This window comes from Limosilactobacillus fastidiosus, from assembly GCF_014145505.1.
Classification (GTDB): Bacteria; Bacillota; Bacilli; order Lactobacillales; family Lactobacillaceae; genus Limosilactobacillus; species Limosilactobacillus fastidiosus.
The window spans coordinates 23,110-39,947 of the sequence record NZ_JACIUZ010000023.1 but is presented as its reverse complement, the minus strand read 5'-3'; the positions used below and the strand labels follow the sequence as shown (position 1 = coordinate 39,947).

The following is a 16,838-nucleotide window of genomic DNA, read 5'->3' as shown; positions in this document are numbered from 1 at the left end:
AATCATAACCACCCGTGAAACGGGTGGTTTGTTCTTCGGCTAAAAGCCGATAAGAGAAGCCAGCGTCTCAAGGCGCTGGCTTTTCCTTCGTCCAAGCCAAAATGCTCTGACTACTTCGCTACTGCTTTAAGCAGTGTTAGTATTACTTCACCTTACCCTTAAAAGGGTCCGAGTATTCTATCGTTGTTAATTTATCGACTACCATATCATGTTTCTCTTGATCACGAATATATTTCTTGATGGTGGACTCATTTAATCCTACTGTGCTGACATAATAACCTTCTGCCCAAAAATGTCGATTGCCAAATTTATACTTTAAATTGGCATGATGATCAAACATCATCAATGCACTTTTTCCTTTCAAATATCCCATAAATTGCGAAACGCTTAACTTCGGTGGAATACTTACTAATAAGTGAACATGATCAGGCATCAAATGTCCTTCAATAATCTTTACTCCTTTATACTGACATAGTAATCTAATATAATCTCGTAAATCTTTCCGATATTGATTGTAAATTATTTTCCGTCTATACTTTGGAATGAATACGATGTGATACTTACATAACCACTTCGTATGGGCTAAACTATTTAGTTTATTAGCCATATTAATTAAACCTCTTTTCCCTTATTTGATTTTGGCTTGAACACCTACATCTTAAGGCAAAAGAGGTCTTTATTTATATAATCTTATCCCCCACCCGCAAAGCAGGTGGTTTTTTGTTTCGCATACTCACTCCGTTCGCATGCTCAACTAGGCCTAAAGGCATTAATTAAAAAGATTGGGTCTGGAAATTCTCAGACCCAATCTTTTTTACCTTTCAAACAACTAATTTTCTTGATCCAGACTTACAAATGTATCGTACTTCATATAGCGGTAATGAACTCGCATGTTAGATACTTCAAACGGTGTCCCATCATCAAGGAAGAAGACCCCCTCCATAATGGCAACTGGTTCAGTTGACTTTAGTTTAAGAAGTCGCTGGTCATCTGCCCTGGATGGAGCCACACTAATTGACATAAAGGACTTGGTAACACGTTTACCCTTAGCGGTTTCCAAGTAGTTAAAAATCGAGCTTTTAACAATATCAGGGGAAAGCGTCGGAATAATTTTGATAGGAATATACCCTGTTTCAATAATAAACGGTTGATCGTCAATTAAACGAAGCCGTTTGATCTTATAAACAAAATCATTATCATCAAGGAAGAGATCCTGTTGTAGATCTTTACTTGCTGGAATAACTTGGTAGTCCATTAACTTAATGCTTTGCTTCTTATCCCCAAATTTAAAACTATCAGTAACCCCCAAGTTACTTCCTTCGTAGCGAAATAGCGATCGATTTTTCAGGTATAATGGATTAATGAATGTTCCTGAACCACGTTTCTTAAAAATGATCCCTTGCTGGGCTAAAACGCCAAGTGCACGTTTAATTGAACTACGACTCACTTTATAACTTGCACTAAGGCTTCGTTCATCGGGCAATTTCATCCCCGGGTATTGGTTTGCTAGGATTTTTTGTTTTATATCACTCATCACGGAGCGGTATACTAAATCTGCCATATCATTTACTCCTCGGATTATTTATATAGACGATTAATGTTGTTTCTAGTATAGCAGACCTATTTAAAATTGGGATCTATTTCACTAGAAATTGGTTCGTCCCACAAAAATGGAGGCTAATATTTACCATGAGTAAAAAGAAAAAAAGTAAAATGAAGAAAACCCAAGTTGAACAAATTCTAGATAAAAATAAAATCACCTATGAACAAGCAGAATTTCCCACTCACCAAGATGGCGATGTCCGTTCAATGTCAGTGGACCATACTGGAGTTGATGAACATCACATCTATAAAACACTTGTCTTATCTGGTAATACTACCGGGCCACTTGTTGGTGTCATCCCAGTCGATCAACACCTCGATGAAAAAAAGCTCGCCAAAGTTTCCGGAAATAAGAAAGTAAATATGGTTCCACTAAAGAACCTTTTAAAGACAACGGGGTATGTTCATGGGGCTAATACGCCAGTCGGAATTTACGAAAAGTTCCAATACCCAATTTTCATTGATAACGAAGCAAGAGAACAAGGCGAAATCTACGTTTCCTCCGGAAAGATCGGCCGATCGGTTAAGTTGAACGCTGAAGATCTGGCAACTTTAGTTCATGCCAAATTTGCCGATCTTGAGCAGCATTCCTAATGCTAGGAAGTTTTAAACAAAAAATAGATAAATTGCTAAGCAGTATTAAGAAGTTTAAAATGATAATGACCAAATTTTTATGTTTTATCTAGAAAGGTCTTGAAACAAATGAAGAAAAACTTATCTGCTTGTACCACCGTTTTGGTTGGTAAGGAAGCCACAATTGATGGTTCCACAATGGCAGCACGAAATGATGATACTTTCGGTCCGTTAACACCACAACGTTTTGTTACTTATCCTGCTTATCATAATCATCCCAATCAAGTAAAGGCATACTTAAACAAGTGTGTTGTTGACCGCCCAGCTGATGGTTACCGTTACCAAGGGACACCAAACGTTAATTATAAAACTGAAGGTGTCTTTGACGAAAGCGGCTTTAACGAAAAAAATGTCGGCATGAGCGCCACTGAAAGTGTTTATGCTAACGAACGCGTTCTTGCCTGCGATCCACTGAATACTGAAACCGGGATCAACGAGGATCTGATTGTTGCCGCAACTCTTCCATTCATTGATAGTGCCAAGAATGGTGTTAAATATCTCGGTCAATTGATTGCTAAGTATGGATCTGCTGAAGGTAACGGGGTTATCTTTAGTGATAAGAATGATGTTTGGTACATGGAAATTGTTACTGGCCACCATTGGGTAGCTGAACGAATTCCGGATGATGCCTATGCAGTAACTGGTAATCGAGTAGCAATTCAACAAGTAGACTTTAATGATCCCGATAATTTTATGTGGTCAGAGGGCATTCAGGAATTCGTTGAAAAGAACCACCTCAATCCCGATAAGTACGGTTGGGATTTCCGTCATATTTTTGGAACCGCAGATGTCTTCGATCAACATTACAATACACCACGACAATGGTATGGTCACAAAGTTCTTAACCCTAGCGTAGAACAAGATCCCCTTAATTTTGACCTTCCATTTATCATGCGGACTAACCACCGGATTACTCTTGCCGATGTCCAAAAGATTTTAAGTAGTCATTACCAAGGTACTCCATATGATCCGCTAGGTCATGGTACAGAAGAACAAAAGCACCTTTTTCGGCCAATCTCCCTCAACCGGACACAAAATTCCCATGTCCTTCAAGTACGAAATGATCTACCAGAAACTGCATCAACCATTATGTGGATGAGTTTCGGTATTCCTACCTTTACTCCTTATATTCCATTCTTCGGGAACGCAGATGACATTGATGCAAGTTATCGTGGAACTCCTAAGAAGCTTAGCATGGATTTAAAGAGTGCTTACTGGATGTACCGGGCGCTTTCAATGATTGTTGAATCTCACCATGCTGAATTTGCTCAAGATGATCTCAACTACTTGAAAGACTCACGCGAATACCTCTACCGGTGGGTTAATGAAGTTGCTCCAAAGGTTAAGGGAATGAGTGATAAAGATGCTTGTGCTTATCTCAGCGATGAAACACATAAGATGGTCGCAGAAATGGCAAAGCGGACTAAAGAATTAATGAGTTCTTTGATTATGCATGGTCTTGAGCTTTCTAAACTGACATTTATTATGGATAAGAATCTGTAGTTATTTTATCAACAAAGTCAAATCCCCACTAGGTTCATTGTTCTTCTGTGAATCTAGCGGGGATTTATATTGTTTCATGTGGAACAGAACTCGCTTAGTAGATTCTCACCACTTCACTTAAGTTCAATCTGTTAGAATAAAGATGATTTTTGAGGAGGCAAATAAAATGATTTCACCATTACTCGGTTTAAAAGGGAGCAGTAATCGTCAGCAAATTGATGATCGTCTTCAATACCATCCAGATGTTTATGAATTTTATACAAGCATCAATGACTTCACTTCTGAAGGCTTCCAGGCCCTTGAGGAAGCTGTTCAGTATGTTCAATCAAGGGGAACTTCAAAAATTATTATTCACCACCCAATGTTCTTTAAAAAATGGCATACTGAACTTGTCGCTCCCGAAAGAGACTTTCCAGAGATTTACCGGTTCATCGAATCTTCAACCGAACAATTAATTGATTTAGCCCAGAAGCGTAATATCCAAGTATTAGTCCATGGTGGTTATGCTGGGAAAGAAGTTCAAAAAATGGTTAATCGCTACCCAAGCGTTGAAGCGGCTCGCCAAGCGGTTTACAATCGTCTTGATCGATTCGCCCGTGCTGGTGGTAACCATATTATGTTTGAGAACTCAATTGCACCAGTATTTTCTTATGGTCATCCAGAACAGGAAGATGAAATTCTAAGTCATAATTACCGGTTAGCATTTGATACTTCGCACTGTTTTATCGAAATGCACGGTAATAATCAAGCGCTTCAAGCATCTCTCAAGCATCTACAAGAGCACGTCGTTCACTATCATCTCGTGGACTCGTTAGGACAAGCTCATGACAGTCTTCAATTGGGGAAGGGAAAAATTGATTGGATTCATGTTTTAAAGTTATTAAATCCAGATGCTACTAATATTTACGAAATTAACCTTCGCGATCAATCAAATTGTCGCGAACAAGTCGAAAGCCACCATTACCTTGTTGATCTCGTCAGTAAACTAAACCAAGGAGAATAACGTGAGAGTCAAAATTCAAAAGAAACATTTATCACTAGCAATTGTCTTGTTTATTCTTTACCTTGCTATTCGGTACTGGCCTACAGTAGCTAAATTAATTCATTCAATTACTAGAGCATCAGCGCCGCTCTTAATTGGTTGTATGGTTGCCTATGTTGTTAATATTCTTCTTAACCAGTATGAACTACTCTATTCAAAAATATTTAAGACTAAGGAGACCCAAAAATACCGCCGTTTATTTGGGATAATCTTTGCTTACTTAACAATTATCTTAATTCTTATTATTGTTTCATCTCTAGTAATCCCAGAATTAGTTTCTTGCATTAAACTCCTAGTTACCAATCATGGACAAGTAATCAATAACTTTATCAGAACAATCGAACACAATAAGGAGCTCGGCGCTTTATGGAACAGCTTTGATTTAGAAAAAATCAAATGGAACCAAGTGGGTCAGTACTTTACGGTCGGCTTGGGAGGAACGTTTAAAGCAGTTGTTTCAACTGCCTCTTCAGTCGTTTCAGTATTTACAACAACATTAATTGCCCTCTTCTTTTCCATTTACCTTTTAATCTATAAGGAGATGCTCATTCGCCAAATCAAGCATATTATTAATGCTTACTTACCTAAGTTAAGTGACCATATTTTTTACGTGATTAAGGTAATTAACGATAGTTATAGCAACTATATTATCGGTCAGTGCAAAGATGCCGCACTTCTGGGAATCTGTTGTTTTATCGGCATGAGTATTCTCCGCATGCCCTACGCATCAATGATTGGTGTTGTAACCGCAATCGGCGCCCTTATCCCAATCGTTGGCGCCATTCTTGGTGCAAGTATCGGTGTAATTATCATTTTTGCAATTTCGCCAATTCAAGCAGGTTTCTTTTTGATCTTTATCATTTTCCTTCAACAATTCGATAACCGAGTTACCTACCCATTAGTTGTCGGCAAATCAATTGGTCTGCCAAGCGTCTGGGTATTTACCGCTGTTATTATTGGTGGTGGAATCTATGGTATCTTAGGAATGATGTTCACTGTTCCCCTTTTTGCCGCAATTTATAAAATTATTGGACAAGATACTCGAAATCGACTAGTAACAAAGCAAAAAATGTTTATTTAAAAATAAAAGGCTCAGATATTCGAAATTCAGAAATCTGAGCCTTTTCTTTATTCTTTGTTTTCGTGATTATCTTTTCCAACTTGACTTTCTTTTGCCATCATCTTTAACAGGTATCGAGCTTTTAAACTAGCTAAAACTGCATCAATACCAAAATTCATTAATTGTTCATTTGCTGGATCAAAATTAGGATTATCTGGAACCTTTTCATTTTTTAGCCGTGCATTGAGGATTTCAACAAATCGATCATAAGCTTGTTTAGGGTAATCTTTTGAGGTGATTTGAAGAATTCCCCGACGGATATCATCGATTGCAAAAGTATTTTTAAAGAAGCCAATCAACAATAAATCAACAATTTGATTAACAGCATACTTTTTCTTGATTGGTGCCTGGATAGTCTTTTTCTTCACGTAATTATTAATCATCGACTTAGTAAGGGGCTCCATTCCCAAGCTAGCCAAATTTTCATTAATCACTGCCGCCACTTGATCAACATACAATCCAAGGCTTGGTAATTCTTTCCACTTTGGAAAGTGCATCCGAGAGATGCTATTCTCCCAACGTTTAAATTTTGTTAAGTTTGTCATTATTGACCTCCTTTACTATTAATAATCCCAATTGACTGATTAAGATAACGATTAGTTTTAAGGACCGTTTGTAATAGCAATACCACTTGATTAATCCCGACTTTATCACCACTCATTGCTTCTCCTTCAGCAGTGATTCTGATTTCCGTGCTAGTAGAAATAAGTGGCGGTACACGGACAATTGTATATGGTATTTCAAATTCATCAATCATTTTAACCGCATACTGATGCATCATTATCAGCGCTCGGGCACTTTTACCATACCACCTCTCAACCTGCTCTAGTGAAGCATCATCTGCCGTTCCTGGAATACTTAACATTACGATCTTAGCCGGTAAAAAAGTACTCTTGTCTATCAAACCGGCTAATTCTTGAGCCTCATCATCTACGTAATCATTTGGTTTTGGTAACCAGCACAAAATATCTCCTGATCGAAGTTGGACCTTGAAGTTAGTTAATACAATTGCATCTGGAATTTTTTTGATAACTTTAGACGCAAGATTATCATCCCGATTATCAATTAATACTACTCGACCCACAAATATCCCCCCTTGAGTTACCAAGTCATTAATTCATCCTCTACCGTCGCATCTTCAATCCGGACGTCAGTGATTGTACTTTGCTCTAACAAAGGGAGAAGAACCTGAATATTACCAGTAAAAAGAAAACGAGTTTCTTTAGGCGCTTCCTCTAACATATGAGCACCTAATTTAACTGCATTTTCCACCGGAAAGTCAGTTCCAATAACCGTTACTACACAATCGACGCTATCAACCATCTCAACATTGCGAGCAGAGGTAAGGTGACTCCCCTCAAAGTAGTAGATCGTCTTTGAAAATCGCATTAAAGTAGAAACATCTTGACTTGTAAAAACAACTAACGAATCGGTCTTTTTAGTGTAGTCCGTGACCAATTTTCCTATTGTTAATCGACTATTCTCATCAAGATCATCAAGGGCATTATCAAGAAGGACAATCGGGCGACATAGTGAAAGCAAGAGGATAATTCGCAGTTTTTGCTGTTCATCGGGAGTCAATTCTGCGACTCGCGTTCCAGGGACTATTCCTAGTGACTCTAACATTTGGTTAGTTTGTTCAACTGTTAAAACATTTTTACGGTGTTTAAGGTGATTTTTAACAGCCTTCAAAACCGTTTTTCCTTTCAATTCAACATCATCAAAATGAGCAACCATTGGATTACCACGACGATGATTAATCTTTCCTAACGGTTCACCATTAACTGTTACCGTACCTTCTTCAATATTTCCTTGAGCATTTAGAAGCTGTTTTAATGCTACTAGCGTGCTATCATCATTACTACAAAAAGCCACTACTTGTGGTGAAGTTAACTCCAATGAAACATTTTTTAAGCGATCACCAGACTTAGCGTCAAATGTTAGTTGATCTAAGACAATACTACTCAAAATTAGTCCTCCCAAATAAGAAACGTTATAAGTTAATTTTATCATGTAATTACCTAAATGGACTGGATCATTACTCTCTTAAAATAATTTTCGTGTTTTTTACTTGACGTACTTTATCCAAAGACAACTGTTCATTGACCTCATTTACTTTTATATCAAATAAATACAAAATTAGTAACACCATGTGATAGAATGGTTTATGTTACTACTATTTTTCACCCTATTCAACTAAAATAGACTAAGAATTAATTACGTTATATATATAGAAAGAGGAGCTAAAATGACAGCAATGAACATCATTTATATTTCAATTGAGGGAAATACGCGTTCATTTCTTAAACGTATGGAAACATACGCTAAACAACAGCATAGTTTTGATCCCAACAGTCCACTTTTAAACCTTAAGGAAATTACTGATCAGACTGAACCAACTAATGAACAGGAACCTTTTTTTGTTTTTGTTCCAACCTACTTAGATGGTGGTAATGGTATTACCTCTGGTTTTACAGAAATTATGACTAATTCTCTTGGTGACTACATCGCTTATGATAATAATCCTAAAAATTGTCTCGGAGTAGTTGGCAGTGGCAACCGAAACTTCAATGAGCAATACTGCTTAACCGCACGTAAGTATGCTAAGAAATTCAATGCACCATTCCTTGCTGATTACGAACTCCGGGGTACTTCCCAAGATATTGAAGTAATTTATAATCGTCTTACTAAACGCTGGAATAAACAATAGACAAAAAGGGCTGGAAATTTCCAGCCCTTTTTGTTTTAGTCTCCTATTAACCTACCACTGCAAATCAACCAAGTGACTCCATACCTATCAACCACCTGTCCAAGTTGATTATTCGTTGTTTGATTACCAAACGGAATCGTAACCCGTTGCTCATCTGAACTAGCAAGCTTATTAAATAACTGTTTTGCTGCTGCCTCATCCTCACCAAAATCTATCATTAATGAAATCATTGCTGAGGATTGGGGGTTAGTCATTGTGGCATCTGCACAAATTATTTTTTGACCAGCTATTGTAAATTCAGCACGAAGCGTTGTTGAACTTAAAGAATCTGTACTCAAGCCTAAATTTTCCGCTTGTTCTTCACTCAATGGCTGATGATAAACAATCTCTGCATCAAAGTTTTGAACATAGTAGTCCATTGCTTCCTTTGCATTTTCAAATGTTAAATACGGGTATATCTGTGCAGTCATGTTTTTCCTCCGTTAAAATCTTCCTTTTTGATTATATGGTTCATTTTGAGTCTCGTCAAACAGGTGTCTCAAAATAAGGCATTAAATTCTCCATCTACTGTATAGAACGAATTTTTTCCGGGTTTTCACTCAAAATATTGGCTAATTCTGCATAAAAAATCCAAAAACTTTTGTTCTAGACCAATCATCATTTTAGGGTTATTGTTCTCTTTATACGTACGATAAATCAGTTGATCCATTGCATTAGTACGTATTTCACAAAGAAAACGTTTACCATTTTTGATGCAGAATTGCTATTGAAAGTATATAATTGTATCGTTAGAAGATTTTCTGAATATTCAGAAGGAGTGAACATTTTGGCTACAGAAAATAAGGCATTAATTACATTGTTTGGTGCAACTGGTGACTTAGCTAAGCGGAAGCTTTACACTTCCCTATTCAAGCTCTATCAAAGGGGTTACTTGGCTGATCACTTTGCATTACTTGGTACTTCACGTCACGAAATGAGCGACGAAGAATTCCAAGAAATGGTTTTAAATTCCATTAAGGATATCCCTGCAAAGGACGGCGAAGCAGAAGCATTCTCTAAGCACTTCTTCTACTGTGCTCACGATGTTACCAAGCCAGAACACTATGTTAAGTTGAAGGATCGTTTGACAGAACTTGATAAGCAATTTGGTACTGAAGGTAACCGGTTGTTCTATATGTCAATGGCTCCACAATTCTTTGGTACTATTGCTATCAATATCAAGAAGCAAGGACTACTAACTGATAATGGTTACAATCGTCTTGTTATTGAAAAGCCATTCGGTCGTGACTTCGACTCAGCTAAGAAGTTAAACGATGAATTATCACAAACATTCGAAGAAAACCAAATCTTCCGGATTGACCACTACCTTGGTAAAGAAATGGTTCAAAACATCCAGGCCTTACGTTTTGGTAACCCAATCATTGAAGCACTTTGGAATAACCGTTACATTGACAACATCCAAGTAACCTTGAGTGAAAAGCTTGGTGTTGAAGAACGTGCTGGTTACTACGACCACTCTGGTGCATTACGCGATATGGTTCAAAATCACATTATGCAAGTGGTTGCCCAATTAGCAATGGAAGAACCAGTTGCCTTCACTGATGATGATGTTCGTGTTGAAAAGATTAAGGCTTTGCGTAGCTTACATGTCTATACCCCATCAGAAGCTGCGGCTAACTTTGTTCGTGGTCAATACGGTGCTGTTAATGATCAACCTGATTATCGTCATGAAGACGGTGTTGATCCAGAATCAGGTACTGAAACATTTGTTGCCGCCAAGTTAATGTTCGATAACTATCGTTGGTCAGGCGTTCCATTCTATGTTCGGACTGGTAAGAAGTTAGCAGACAAGTTCACACGAATTGATGTTGTCTTCAAAAAGCCATTGATTGATATCTTTGCCAACCCAGACACCGCTGATAAGCAAGCATTGAAATCTAATGTTTTGACTATCTACGTTGAACCTAACTCTGGTTTTGGCCTTCGTCTTAATGCTAAGCACGTTGGGCAAGGATTCACTACTGAACCAGTTGACCTTAACTTTGTTCAAAGCGACACTGCTAAGAAGGAATCTCCAGAACCATACGAACGTCTTTTCCACGATGCTCTTGAGGGTAACCACACTAACTTTGCTTCATGGGCTGAAATTGCTTATGCGTGGAAGTTCGTTGATGTTATCCGAAACCTTTGGGACATTGAAAAGCCACAATTCCCTAACTATACTCCGGGATCAATGGGTCCTGCCGCAGCTAATGAATTGTTAGCTCGCGACGGTCGCAAGTGGGTTTACGATCTTAACAAGTAATTAAATTCAATTTATTAAAGAGCCGTAAGCATTTTTAATTGCTTTTGGCTCTTTTTATTTGTATTTTATGTAGTGAGTGCTGTATAATGGTTTTGTGAATTTTAACACAATTTAGCTAAGGAGCGTAAGAATATGTCAGATCAAAAAGCACAAATTGGTGTTGTTGGTTTAGCTGTTATGGGTAAAAATCTTGCCTTAAACATCGAAAGTCACGGATTTACAGTTGGTATATATAACCGTCACCGTAACCGGACTGATGAAATGATTCGTGATCATGGCAATAAGAAATTGGTGCCCAGTTACACAATTAAGGACTTTGTTGACTCATTAGAAAAGCCTCGACGAATCTTGATGATGGTTAAAGCTGGTAAAGCAACTGACGCTGTTATTGATGAATTATTACCTTTGCTTGATAAAGGTGATGTTCTAATTGACGGTGGTAATACTAATTTCCACGATACCATGGCGCGGAATGCTAAATTAGATAAATCTGGGATCAACTTTATCGGCATGGGTGTTTCAGGTGGCGAATTAGGTGCTCTTTACGGTCCATCATTAATGCCTGGTGGCCAAAAAGAAGCCTATGATCTTGTTGAACCAATTCTTACCAAGATTGCCGCAAAGGCTGAAGAAGATGGTAAACCATGTGTTGCTTACATTGGTCCTAATGGTGCTGGCCATTACGTTAAAATGGTTCATAATGGGATTGAATACGGTGACGAAGAATTAATCGATGAAAGTTATAATATCATGCGAAACGTCTTAAAGATGCCTGTTGATGATATTGCAAAGACCTTTGCTGAATGGAATAAAGGTGAACTTTCTAGCTACCTTGTTGATATCACTGCTGATATTCTTACTCGTAAAGATGACCTTGGTGATGATAAAACTAAGCCAATCGTTGATATGATTCTTGATCGTGGTGCTAACAAAGGAACCGGTAAATGGAGTTCTGAAACTGCCCTCGACGGTGGTGCACCACAATCTGTTATTACCGAAGCTGTTTATGCTCGTTACATCTCAATGATGAAGAAGGAACGGGTCCAAGCCAGTAAGGAATTACCTATAGATACTGAAGCAATCTCAATTGATGACAAGAAGGAATTAGTTGAAAAAATTCGTCAAGCTCTCTACTTCGGTAAAGTAATGAGTTATGCACAAGGTTTCGAACAAATGCGGATTGATTCAGAACGTTATTACTGGAACTTAAAGTACGGTGAATTAGCTCAAATTTGGCGTGCAGGATGCATTATTCGGGCACAATTCTTGCAAAATATTACTGATGCCTTTACTAAGAACCCTGACTTAAAGAACCTTTTGTTTGATGATTACTTCAAAGATATTGCCAAGAAGTATCAAAAAGCTATTCGTGATGTGGTTGCACTCGCTGTTAAAGCTGGAGTTCCTGTACCTTCATTAAGTGCTGCTATCAGTTATTATGACTCCTTCCGTGCCGAAGTGCTTCCCGCAAATCTTCTTCAAGCACAACGAGATTATTTTGGTGCTCATACCTATGAACGGACTGACCGTCCTGGTAACTTCCACTATAGTTGGTACGAAGAACAATAAATAAAGAATAAAATTTAAGTTTAAAAAGACCTATGATCAAATTATCATAGGTCTTTTTTATTCAACCATAAATGAATATTTACTTGCTCATTTCTGGCATCAATCATTTCATTATCTCCATCGTGTAATCGCTTACTCACTTTGACTATTAACACTATACCAATTAAACATTTTTACTCAATCAGCAAATTATTTATCAAAACTTTTCGTAAAAATTTACTAAAAGTATATTGACATCTTTTTTGAAAGCGCTTAACATAATGGCTGTAAGTTATATTAAAGCTGTTGCAGAAAAGGGGAGTCAACAATGAACAATAGTTCAAAGAGTCAAGAACATGTTGGCCGTGCCCGTTTCGCCTACTCGATGGGTGCATTTGGACACGATGCCTTCTACGCCTTACTTTCTACTTACTTTATTATGTATGTTACTGGACACTTATTTAACTCCGGTAACAAAGTATTCGATGATCATATGGTCCTCTGGATCACTTCAATCATTGCGGTACTGCGAATTGTCGAATTATTAATTGATCCAATGATCGGGAACGCGATCGACCGGACCCATACTCGTTGGGGTAAATTTAAGCCTTGGGTTGTTGGTGGGGGTATTATTTCTGCTGTCATCCTTGCCGCATTATTTACACCACTAGGTGGCTTAAACCTTTCTAGCCCTTATCTCTACTTAATTATTTTTGCTATCTTATACATCGTAATGGACATCTTCTATTCATTTAATGATGTTGGTTTCTGGTCAATGCTTCCAGCCCTATCATTTAATTCTCACGAACGTGATAAGATTGCTACTTTTGCTCGTGTTGGTTCTACTGTCGGTGGACAGATTGTTGGTTTTGTTATCATGCCAATGATTCTGTTCTTCTCAGCTAACCAAAATGGTGGTACTGGTGATGATCGTGGTTGGTTCATCTTTGCTGCTATTATCGCTGCAATCGCTGCAATTACCGCTATTGGTGTTGGTGTTGGTACTCATGAACAACAATCATTACTTCGTGAAAACAAGGAACAAACTAAACTAAAAGACGTTTTCAAAGTCCTCGTTAAGAACGACCAATTGTTCTCAATTGCGATGTCTTACTTGTTCTACACAACCGGTATTACTCTGGTTAACAGTATGGAACTTTACTACTTCACCTATATTCTCGGTAATGCTAAGGCATTCTCAATCCTTGGTGGTTTGAATACCGTTGTTGGTGTTATTTCTGTTTTGACGTTCCCAATGTTTACTAGTAAGATTTCCCGGAAGAAATTATTCTACGGTTCAATTTTTATGTTGGCATTAGGGTTACTAATCTTTGCTTTCGCTGGTCAATCATTAGTCCTTGTTCTTATCGGTGCTGAATTATTCTTCATTCCACAACCACTTGTTTTCTTGGTTGTTTTGATGACAATTACTGACTCGGTTGAATATGGTCAATTAAAGTTAGGACACCGTGATGAATCACTAACCCTCTCTGTTCGTCCATTACTTGATAAGTTTGCTGGTGCTGTTTCTAACTGGATTATTGGACCTACTGCTATTGCTGCCGGAATGACTGCTGGTGCTACTGCCTCTACTCTTTCTGCATCAGGTGTAACAACATTCAAACTTGTTATGTTCCTTGCTCCTGCCATTATGTTAGCAATCTCTGTCCTCATCTTTGCCACTAAGGTTAAGTTGGATGAAAAGATGCACGCTAAGATTGTTGACCAGCTTGAACAAACTTGGGGTAAGCAATTTAACAAAGGTGACGATTCAGAAGATGCTACTCCATCAACTGAAACTGCTGCTGTCGCACCTAAGACTGGTGTAACAGACATTCCTGCCCCTGTTGCTGGTACAGTTGTTGACCTGAAGAACGTTAGCGATCCTGCTTTTGCTGATGGCAGTATGGGACAAGGATTTGCTATCAAGCCATCTGATGGTAAGGTTTACGCACCATTTAGTGGTACTGTTCGTGCAACCTTCTCAACTCGTCATGCTGTTGGTTTAGTATCAGATAGCGGTGTTGCCCTTTTGATTCACGTTGGTATTGATACCGTTAAATTACACGGTACTGGATTTGTAACCTACTTCCACAAGGGACAACATGTTGAAAAGGGTGATGAGTTGATGGAATTCTGGGACCCCACTATTAAGAAAGCTGGTCTCGATGATACTGTTATCGTTACTGTTACAAACAGTGAAGAATTTAACTTTAAGCAACTTATCCCAGCAGATCAAAAGGTTACAACAACGGATAACGTTATGGAAGTTATAAAGAAGAATCAAGGTAAGTAACCTTGCGTTTCTATAATTAAAAGAAGCTGAGGAAATTTTTCCTCAGCTTCTTTTTTAGCTCTATAATGACTAATGAAGATGCCCCATGGTTAAAATATATTACTTGTTTTTTCATTGGTGGTCCCTTCATAACGTTCCCGAATAAGATGATGCTTACAGTGAAGCTAATGGTAATTGGAATATTTCTCAATATGATCAAGTGTATCATTTAATCATAAAACTAAAAAAGAGTACGAAGCCAAAATCGCAATTTACTGAATTACAGTTTTGATTCCATACTCTTTATTTTAATTAAGTTAAGTATATTCGCTGTGAGCTTAATCTCCGCCTAAATATCCCAAACTTAATTGGAAGATAATCATCACCCGGAATTTCTAGTGCTCACTTACTAGTCCGTCATAACTCACGCTCTAACTTATTTATTTCATCTGATTAATCAACCGCTGTACGAACGACGAGGACATCAACTGGAGCGTTCCGCTTAACGTAAGAGGTAACTGAACCCATGATAGCCCGTTGTATCCGTGATAAACCACTAGCCCCCATCATAATCATGTCATTGTGGTGGTCACGAATAAAATCAAAGGCAATGATTGTCTTTGGATTTCCTAAACGAATGTGGATATCAATATTATCAAAATCTTCTTTATCCTTAACCCGCTTCAAAACATCGTCAAGGTATTGCTTAGACTTATCAACTAATTGGTAAGCAATACTACCATCAGACATTCCAGCAAAATTATAAGCCATTGCACGAGTATCGATAACGTTTAGAACATCAATATGTGCTTTACCATTACGTTTTGCCACGGCAACCGCACGACCTAACGCTAATTCAGATTCCTTTGAACCATCCATCGGAACCAGGATGTTTTCGTATTCTTGATCCATAATAGACCCTCCATTCAGCCTCTATTATTTATAATACTATTGTACCATTAATTGTCCCTTGCTTGTAACCATGCATTTACTTTTATTTTTATTATCATAATTAATAACCATTTGACTTGAACCAAGCAATCAATTACAATCAACGGTGAATAATATTAAGATTTAATTAGGGATGCTTAATCAATTCTAATTTTGCATCTAACGAAAAGAGGTAATTCAAGTGGACAAAATCGACCGCAAAATTGTCAATATTTTACAAAAAAACGCCCGGGCATCCCTAAAGGATCTCTCTAAAGAATGCTTTATTTCCTCTCCTGCAATTGCTGCAAGAATTAGTAAATTAGAACGTTCTGGAGTCATCAAAGGCTATCAAGCAACCATTAACTTAGAAAAAATTGACTTTCACGTTAAGGCATTTATTCAAGTTCAACTTGAACCACATCAAAAGAAAGAATTTTACCCTTATGTTCAACAGATTCCAAATGTTATTGAATGTAATTGTGTCACCGGTGATTTTTCTGAAGTAATGGAAGTAGTTTTCCCCTCCACCACTGATCTCGATAACTTTATCAATGATATTCAACAACGTTTTGGAAAGACCAGCACTCAGATTGTTTTCAGCACCAGCGTTAACCACCGTGGTGTTCAATTAAGCGAACCAACAGAAAAGGAATAGTGACTTTAACCATGATTAATTTTCAGCGGGCAGTTCCCAGCGATCTTCCTCAGATCGTTAAAATTTATAATAGTGCTATTCCCACCCATGAGATTACTGATGATGAGATGCCAATTACAGTTGACAGTCGTCAAGAATGGCTCAATCATTTCAATGATCACTTCCCAATTTGGGTAGTTAAAAATGGGAACAAGATAATGGGTTGGTGTGCACTTAGTCAATTTTATCCTCACCGTGCCTACCGTTTTTCTGCTGAAATCTCAATTTATCTGGCCCCTGATGCTCAAGGACGAGGTTATGGCCAACAAATCTTAAGTTTCATTGATCAGCAGGTTAAAACTACGCTTAACATCAAGACCATAGTTGCCTACATTTACGAAAATAACCTTCCAAGTCAGAAGCTTTTTAAAAAATCTGGCTATCAGCAATGTGGTAGCCTTCCAAAAATTTCTGTAATTGACGGGAAACTACGAACACTTAAAATCTTTGTTAAACATTTTATTTAAACTAAA

General features: G+C 37.8%; 17 protein-coding genes. 10 read left to right on the top strand and 7 right to left on the bottom strand.

Annotated elements, in window-relative coordinates:
- Positions 1-142 precede the first annotated feature (142 nt).
- Complete coding sequence (gene tnpA, locus H5R64_RS02630) at positions 143-607, bottom strand: IS200/IS605 family transposase (RefSeq protein ID WP_182580307.1); 465 nt, start codon at positions 605-607, stop codon at positions 143-145.
- 222 nt (positions 608-829) lie between these two features.
- Positions 830-1,561 (bottom strand): GntR family transcriptional regulator, encoded by a 732-nt coding sequence (locus H5R64_RS02625; protein ID WP_182580711.1) that lies wholly within the window; start codon positions 1,559-1,561, stop codon positions 830-832.
- A gap of 128 nt (positions 1,562-1,689) precedes the next feature.
- On the opposite strand from H5R64_RS02625, the gene ybaK reads away from it, so the two are divergent.
- From ybaK to H5R64_RS02605, 4 genes are all read left to right on the top strand, one after another.
- The gene (gene ybaK, locus H5R64_RS02620) at positions 1,690-2,196 is read left to right on the top strand and encodes a Cys-tRNA(Pro) deacylase (protein ID WP_182580710.1); all 507 of its coding nucleotides are present in this window, start codon (positions 1,690-1,692) and stop codon (positions 2,194-2,196) included.
- A gap of 108 nt (positions 2,197-2,304) precedes the next feature.
- Positions 2,305-3,738, top strand: coding sequence for a C69 family dipeptidase (locus H5R64_RS02615; protein ID WP_182582715.1), 1,434 nt, complete (start codon positions 2,305-2,307; stop codon positions 3,736-3,738).
- A 166-nt stretch (positions 3,739-3,904) separates the two neighbouring features.
- Positions 3,905-4,741 carry a TIM barrel protein gene (locus H5R64_RS02610; protein WP_182580708.1) on the top strand — a complete coding sequence of 279 codons (837 nt, stop codon included), beginning with the start codon at positions 3,905-3,907 and terminating at the stop codon, positions 4,739-4,741.
- A gap of 1 nt (position 4,742) precedes the next feature.
- Entirely contained in the window at positions 4,743-5,861 is a 1,119-nt protein-coding gene (locus tag H5R64_RS02605) for an AI-2E family transporter (protein WP_182582713.1), read from the top strand.
- 47 nt (positions 5,862-5,908) lie between these two features.
- Here the strand turns inward: H5R64_RS02605 and H5R64_RS02600 are convergent, their stop codons facing one another.
- Genes H5R64_RS02600 through H5R64_RS02590 form a run of 3 tightly spaced genes read right to left on the bottom strand, consistent with a single transcriptional unit; the run spans position 5,909 to position 7,868 of the window.
- Positions 5,909-6,445: a DUF1836 domain-containing protein gene (locus tag H5R64_RS02600; RefSeq protein ID WP_182580706.1), complete on the bottom strand. Its 537-nt coding sequence runs from the start codon at positions 6,443-6,445 to the stop codon at positions 5,909-5,911.
- A complete protein-coding gene (locus tag H5R64_RS02595; protein ID WP_182580705.1) occupies positions 6,445-6,984 on the bottom strand; it encodes a saccharopine dehydrogenase related protein in 540 nt (179 codons plus the stop codon). Before H5R64_RS02595 ends, H5R64_RS02600 begins: the two co-directional genes overlap by 1 nt.
- A gap of 17 nt (positions 6,985-7,001) precedes the next feature.
- Complete coding sequence (locus H5R64_RS02590) at positions 7,002-7,868, bottom strand: multidrug ABC transporter ATPase (protein ID WP_182582711.1); 867 nt, start codon at positions 7,866-7,868, stop codon at positions 7,002-7,004.
- Positions 7,869-8,148: 280 nt separating this feature from the next.
- Here H5R64_RS02590 and nrdI point away from each other — a divergent pair, with 280 nt between their 5' ends.
- Positions 8,149-8,610 (top strand): class Ib ribonucleoside-diphosphate reductase assembly flavoprotein NrdI, encoded by a 462-nt coding sequence (gene nrdI, locus H5R64_RS02585; protein ID WP_182580703.1) that lies wholly within the window; start codon positions 8,149-8,151, stop codon positions 8,608-8,610.
- Between the two features lie 35 nt (positions 8,611-8,645).
- On the opposite strand, the gene H5R64_RS02580 is transcribed toward nrdI, so the two are convergent.
- Positions 8,646-9,080, bottom strand: coding sequence for a VOC family protein (locus H5R64_RS02580; protein WP_182580702.1), 435 nt, complete (start codon positions 9,078-9,080; stop codon positions 8,646-8,648).
- 356 nt (positions 9,081-9,436) lie between these two features.
- On the opposite strand from H5R64_RS02580, the gene zwf reads away from it, so the two are divergent.
- From zwf to H5R64_RS02565, 3 genes are all read left to right on the top strand, one after another.
- Complete coding sequence (gene zwf / locus H5R64_RS02575) at positions 9,437-10,915, top strand: glucose-6-phosphate dehydrogenase (protein WP_182580701.1); 1,479 nt, start codon at positions 9,437-9,439, stop codon at positions 10,913-10,915.
- A gap of 132 nt (positions 10,916-11,047) precedes the next feature.
- Positions 11,048-12,484 carry an NADP-dependent phosphogluconate dehydrogenase gene (gndA, locus tag H5R64_RS02570; RefSeq protein ID WP_182582709.1) on the top strand — a complete coding sequence of 479 codons (1,437 nt, stop codon included), beginning with the start codon at positions 11,048-11,050 and terminating at the stop codon, positions 12,482-12,484.
- A gap of 307 nt (positions 12,485-12,791) precedes the next feature.
- Positions 12,792-14,759, top strand: a complete 1,968-nt coding sequence (locus H5R64_RS02565; RefSeq protein WP_182580699.1) for a glycoside-pentoside-hexuronide (GPH):cation symporter — start codon at positions 12,792-12,794, stop codon at positions 14,757-14,759.
- 432 nt (positions 14,760-15,191) lie between these two features.
- On the opposite strand, the gene H5R64_RS02560 is transcribed toward H5R64_RS02565, so the two are convergent.
- The gene (locus H5R64_RS02560; protein ID WP_182580698.1) at positions 15,192-15,650 is read right to left on the bottom strand and encodes a universal stress protein; all 459 of its coding nucleotides are present in this window, start codon (positions 15,648-15,650) and stop codon (positions 15,192-15,194) included.
- A 220-nt stretch (positions 15,651-15,870) separates the two neighbouring features.
- Between H5R64_RS02560 and H5R64_RS02555 the strand changes: the two genes are divergently transcribed.
- The gene (locus H5R64_RS02555) at positions 15,871-16,326 is read left to right on the top strand and encodes an Lrp/AsnC family transcriptional regulator (RefSeq protein WP_182580697.1); all 456 of its coding nucleotides are present in this window, start codon (positions 15,871-15,873) and stop codon (positions 16,324-16,326) included.
- An 11-nt stretch (positions 16,327-16,337) separates the two neighbouring features.
- Positions 16,338-16,832 carry a GNAT family N-acetyltransferase gene (locus H5R64_RS02550; RefSeq protein ID WP_182580696.1) on the top strand — a complete coding sequence of 165 codons (495 nt, stop codon included), beginning with the start codon at positions 16,338-16,340 and terminating at the stop codon, positions 16,830-16,832.
- The last annotated feature ends 6 nt before the right edge of the window (positions 16,833-16,838 follow it).